Source organism: Pseudomonas sp. (assembly GCF_032058845.1).
Taxonomy (GTDB): domain Bacteria; phylum Pseudomonadota; class Gammaproteobacteria; order Pseudomonadales; family Pseudomonadaceae; genus Aquipseudomonas.
In genome coordinates this window covers 1-5,079 of the sequence record NZ_DAMCCR010000174.1, presented here as the reverse complement: position 1 = coordinate 5,079, position 5,079 = coordinate 1, and the positions used below count along the sequence as shown (strand labels likewise).

At 63.6% G+C, this 5,079-nt stretch carries 5 protein-coding genes; 2 read left to right on the top strand and 3 right to left on the bottom strand.

Features of this window, described 5'->3' with window-relative positions:
- Window positions 1–91 precede the first annotated feature (91 nt).
- Window positions 92–1,051: a DMT family transporter gene (locus tag RT028_RS19955; protein ID WP_312937175.1), complete on the bottom strand. Its 960-nt coding sequence runs from the start codon at window positions 1,049–1,051 to the stop codon at window positions 92–94.
- Between the two features lie 247 nt (window positions 1,052–1,298).
- Between RT028_RS19955 and RT028_RS19950 the strand changes: the two genes are divergently transcribed.
- Complete coding sequence (locus RT028_RS19950) at window positions 1,299–1,823, top strand: hypothetical protein (protein WP_312937173.1); 525 nt, start codon at window positions 1,299–1,301, stop codon at window positions 1,821–1,823.
- A gap of 206 nt (window positions 1,824–2,029) precedes the next feature.
- Here the strand turns inward: RT028_RS19950 and RT028_RS19945 are convergent, their stop codons facing one another.
- Together RT028_RS19945 and pap are read right to left on the bottom strand one after the other, a co-directional pair.
- Window positions 2,030–2,566 carry a hypothetical protein gene (locus RT028_RS19945; protein WP_312937171.1) on the bottom strand — a complete coding sequence of 179 codons (537 nt, stop codon included), beginning with the start codon at window positions 2,564–2,566 and terminating at the stop codon, window positions 2,030–2,032.
- A gap of 6 nt (window positions 2,567–2,572) precedes the next feature.
- The gene (gene pap / locus RT028_RS19940; RefSeq protein WP_312937169.1) at window positions 2,573–4,066 is read right to left on the bottom strand and encodes a polyphosphate:AMP phosphotransferase; all 1,494 of its coding nucleotides are present in this window, start codon (window positions 4,064–4,066) and stop codon (window positions 2,573–2,575) included.
- A gap of 260 nt (window positions 4,067–4,326) precedes the next feature.
- On the opposite strand from pap, the gene mnmD reads away from it, so the two are divergent.
- On the top strand, window positions 4,327–5,079 hold a 753-nt coding region (mnmD, locus tag RT028_RS19935; protein ID WP_312937168.1), incomplete at its 3' end, for a tRNA (5-methylaminomethyl-2-thiouridine)(34)-methyltransferase MnmD.

Below are 5,079 nucleotides of genomic sequence, written 5' to 3'. Positions count from 1 at the left end.
GCGCTCCGGTCAGCCGCGATGGACCGCGAAGCGGTCCCTTTCACTTAACTGACTGCCATTACTTTGGCCGGTGGCTTTTTACCTTGCGCCGTCACACCCGGCTGAAGCGGGACCGACGTGCTCGCCAGCCCGCCATCAGCGATGGCCCCAACGCCACCAGCGCCGACCCGCCCACCACCGTCACGGCCCCGATATAACCCAGGGCGTTGAGGTCTTCGCTCTGTACGTAACCCGGCCACAACTGCGCGGCGGCGGCGACTGCGATCAGGGTTACCAGGGGCGTCAGGGCCAGGGTTGCGCTGACCCGTGAAGCCTCCCAGTGCGCCAGCGCCTCGGCGAAAGCGCCATAGGCCACCAGAGTGTTCAGGCAGCAGGCCAGCAGTAGCCATTTCTGCAGCGGATCGAGCTGCAACGCTTCCAGCGGATGCACCCAGGGCGTCAGCAGCGCGGCGCAGCCCAGGTAGATCACCATCATCACCTGCTGCGAAGTCCACACCGTCAGCAGCTGCTTCTGGCTCAGGGCGTAGAACACCCAGATGCTGGTCGCCAGCAGGATGGTCAGCACGCCCGTGGTGTAGACGCCCAGCGAGGTGAGCAGCTCGTCGAGCCGCTGATTGAAGAACAGCCCGAAGCCGGCCATCAGCACCACCAGCCCTACAAACTGGCCAATGCTGAAGCGCTCCTTGAAGATGAACACACTGGCCACCAGCAACAGCACCGGGCCGATCTGCACCACCAGTTGCGCGGTGCCCGGGCTGAGCAACTTCAGGCCGACCAGGTAGAGCACGTAGTTGCCGAGCAAACCGAAGATCGCCAGCCCCACCAGCCCCAGGCGCCTGCGCCCCAGGCCCTGGAAGCGTGGCAGCCGTCGTTGCGCCGTGAGCCACACCAGCAGCAGCCCGCCGGACACCAGCAACCGGTACCAGGTGACGGTGATGGGGTCCATCACCTGCAGCACCTGCTTGAGCTTGATCGGCAGAATGCCCCACAGCACCACCGTCAGCAGCGCCAGAAACAGCCCGTGGACCCAGCGCCCGGATGTGATGTGCATGAGTGACCTCGATGAATGCGATGAACCTGCAAGGGTGAATACTAAGCGCTGATGGCAAGGCACCGAGGGGTGGATGGGAGAAATAAATTCCTGCGCTCATTCCTTCACGGCATACAAGATCGTTGCGCGGCCCATTGGTCTGGCGCCGCTGACAGCCTGAATGAACAGGATCAGCTGGCCTGCCCTCGACAAAGTGACACACTGTTTCAACTGAATGTGAGCCACTGCACACTCAGGGCAACGCGCAATGGAACCGTTGAATGAATCAGGGTCCAACCCGCACCCGCACAAGGAAAACACCACGATGAAATACGATGACGCTTCCTGGCATTACGAGGGAGACTTCCCGGAAAATCTGCCCCGAGAAGCGGGCGCCACGCATGCCGGCCTGTTTGTCGCCTGGATGCTGAGCAACGGTTTCGCCAGCGAAGAGTTGATCGACGACTTCTCCGACGACCTCGAAGCGCTGCAGGACGGCACGCTCACAGGCCCTGTCTTCGTGATGACGGTGCTCGATGAGAAATTCACCAGCGACGAGCTCACTGACGAAGGCAATGCCTTTACGCTGGCTTATTACCAAGGCCAGGACAACGACAGCACCTATGTCGATGACTACCTGCAAGCCCTGAACCTGACCCAGGAGCAGATCTACACCGCCAGCGACGACAGCCAGAACTATGAAGCCCTGTCGCCGATCATTGCCAAACGGCTCGAGCAATGGCGTGCGCTGGGCCGGCCCGAATTCATGCCGTCGCCTTCGACGCCGGTGTAGACAGCCCTCGGCGCTGACAACGCTGGGGCGAGGTCGCTGCGGGGCCGCGTTGTTCCGCTGCGATGGTTTCCGTGCGGCTTGACCCTGTGGAGCGGCCGGTCCGACGCTGCGGTCAGCCGCGATGGGCCGCAACCCGGCCCCAGTCAGCCCGCTCACCGGCATCCCTTCGAAGCCTCGCATTGATACCGGCCAAGCCCGAGGCCAGGTTACAAACGGTGCTCATGGGCTTGTCGCATGACCCAGGCGAGCCGATCCTCACCCAGCTCTGGAAGCCTGCTGGCCAGGGCAGAAATCACCGCCGCCTCTGCCGCGATGACGACGGCCTCGTCGTACTGCTCGTCTAGCGAGTAGTGCACCAGATCCACGTTGCATAGCGTCATATCGGTGGCGCCGCGCTTCTCGTCCTCGCCCCCCTCAAGCCGGTATCTGATCAGATACAGCAGGCTGATCAGCGCGTTCAGCGCATAGGCCGCCGACTCGTCCGAGTAGTCGTCGGTGTCCGGGATATGCCGCTCAACGTCGACCAGGCGCTGCTCAAGCTCAGGCCTGGACGCGTGGACACAGGCGCGGACACCCTGTACGAACAGGTCTTCGAGCGTGGCGCCATAACAGGCGTCAAAACCCGCCACCCGTTCAACTTGGCGCAGCACATAGGCGCACAGGACGCCGACCTGCTCATCGAGCGACAGCTGCTGAACATTTTTCGCCAGCAGCGGCTGCTGGAAAATCAGTTCGTACTGCACGCGCACTCACTTGTCATGCTTGGCGAACGCCGCTTCCAGCGCATCATTGATCGTGCGCAGCACCTTCACCCGCGCCCAGCGCTTGTCATTGGCTTCGACCAGGGTCCACGGGGCGATTTCGGTGCTGGTACGGTCGACCATGTCGCCCACCGCATCGCGGTACACGTCCCACTTGTCGCGGTTGCGCCAGTCGTCCTCGGTGATCTTGTAGCGCTTGAAGGGAATCTGCTCGCGCGCCTCGAAACGCTCCAGCTGGGTCTGCTGATCGATGGCCAGCCAAAACTTCACCACCACCACGCCGGCATGGCTCAGCTCTTCCTCGAAATCGTTGATCTCGCCATAGGCGCGCATCCAGTCAGCCGGGGTGCAGAACCCCTCGACGCGCTCCACCAGCACCCGGCCATACCAGGACCGATCAAAGATGGTGAACTTGCCGCGCGCCGGAATGTGCCGCCAGAACCGCCACAGGTACGGCTGGGCGCGCTCCTCTTCGGTAGGCGCAGCGATGGGCACGATGCGGTACTGGCGCGGGTCGAGGGCGGCGGCCACGCGGCGAATCGCACCGCCCTTGCCCGCTGCGTCATTGCCTTCGAACACCGCCGCCAGGGCATGGCGCTTCATGTGCTTGTGGCGCAGCAGGCCGGCCAGGCGCGCCTGTTCGGTCACCAGCTGTTCCTGATAATCGTCTTTTTCCAGACGGTGGGTAAGGTCCAGTGCGCCGAGCAGGCTCATCTGGTCGATGCTGCGCCCCAGCGGCGCGACGTTGGCCTGGCGCTGGGCCTTGGGGTCGCGCGCCAGTGCGGCCTGCAGGGTTTCCAGAAGGATGCGCCCCACCGCCAGGCTGCGGTAATTGGGGTCGACGCCTTCGATCACGTGCCATGGCGCGTAGTCGCGGCTGGTGCGACGCAGCACGCGCTCACCAAAGCGCACGAAGCGGTCGTAGGTTTTCGACTGCTGCCAGTCCAGCGGGCTGATGCGCCAACTGTGCAGCGGGTCGTCGCGCAGGGATTTGAGGCGGTTCTTCATCTGTTTCTTGGACAGGTGGAACCAGAACTTGATCACCACCGTGCCTTCATCGCAGAGCATCTGCTCCAGGCGCTCGACACCGTTGATGGCCTGATCGAGCACGGCGTTCTTGTACTGTCCATGAACGCGGCCCTGCAGCATCTGGCTGTACCAGTTGCCGAAGAACACCCCCATGCGGCCCTTGGGCGGCAGTGCCCGCCAGTAACGCCAGGCCGGCGGATGGGCGAGCTCTTCGTCGGTTTGCTGATCGAAGGTGCGCACCTCGATCAGGCGCGGGTCCATCCATTCGTTGAGCAACTTGACGGTCTCACCTTTGCCAGCACCTTCGATGCCATTGATCAGCACGATCACCGCGCAGTTCTGCTGTTGCTTGAGCTCGTACTGCGCATCGAGCAACGCCTCGCGCAGGGCCGGCACCTCGGCGTCGTAGGTGTCGTCGTCGATGCAATGGCCGATTTCGGCGGATTCGAACATGGAAGGCTCCTTCAGTGGACGTTGCAGACTAGCGCATCGGGCGTTCGGGTTTGCGATGCAGATCATGAAGACGCAGGCTCATGCGCAGAGCCAGCACAGCCGTTGCACTGGTCCCTGTAGCGCGATTGCGCTCAGGCGGCTCGACTGGCCCAGGCAGGTGCTGCGGCGAAGCACAGGCCATTGCGCCCCGCGCCGCGTCGCTGCACACGGCGGCTGGCAGATGGCTTACCATTCGCGCTCTGCCCGCTGTCGAGTTCGCCATGTCCACGCCTCTGCTCCCTTACGCCCAGATCGACTGGGATGATCAAGGCCGCCCGCATTCCCGTCATTACGACGATGTGTATTTTTCCCGTAATGAAGGGACCCTGGAAACCCGCTATGTGTTCATTGAAGGCAATCGCCTCGAGGCACGTTTCGCGGCGCTGGAGGCGGACGCCTGCCTGGTCATCGGTGAAACCGGTTTCGGCACCGGGATGAATTTCTTTTGCGCCTGGCAGGCGTTCGCCGAGCATGCCCGGCCTGGCGCACGGCTGCATTTCGTCAGCGTCGAGAAATACCCCCTGAGCCTTGAAGACCTGACCCGCGCCGCGCAGCTGTGGCCAGAGCTGGCCGACTACTGGCAGCCGCTGCTGGCGCAGTACGTGGCGGTGCACCCCGGCTTTCAGCAGTTCAGCCTGGACGACGGTCGCGTCACCCTGACCCTGCTGATCGGCGACGCGCTGGAGCAACTGCCGCTGCTCGACGCGCCGGTCGATGCCTGGTTCCTCGATGGCTTTGCCCCTGCCAAGAACCCCGACATGTGGACGCCCGAGCTGTTTGCCCAACTGGCGCGGTTGTCAGGCCCGGGCACCACGATCGGCACCTTCACCACCACCGGCTGGGTGCGCCGCTCGCTGGTGGAGGCAGGTTTTGCCATGAAGAAAGTGCCGGGCCTGGGCAAGAAGTGGGAGGTGATGCACGGGCAGTTCACCGGCGCCGCGCAGCCCGCCGCAGCGCCGTGGTACGCGCGCCCG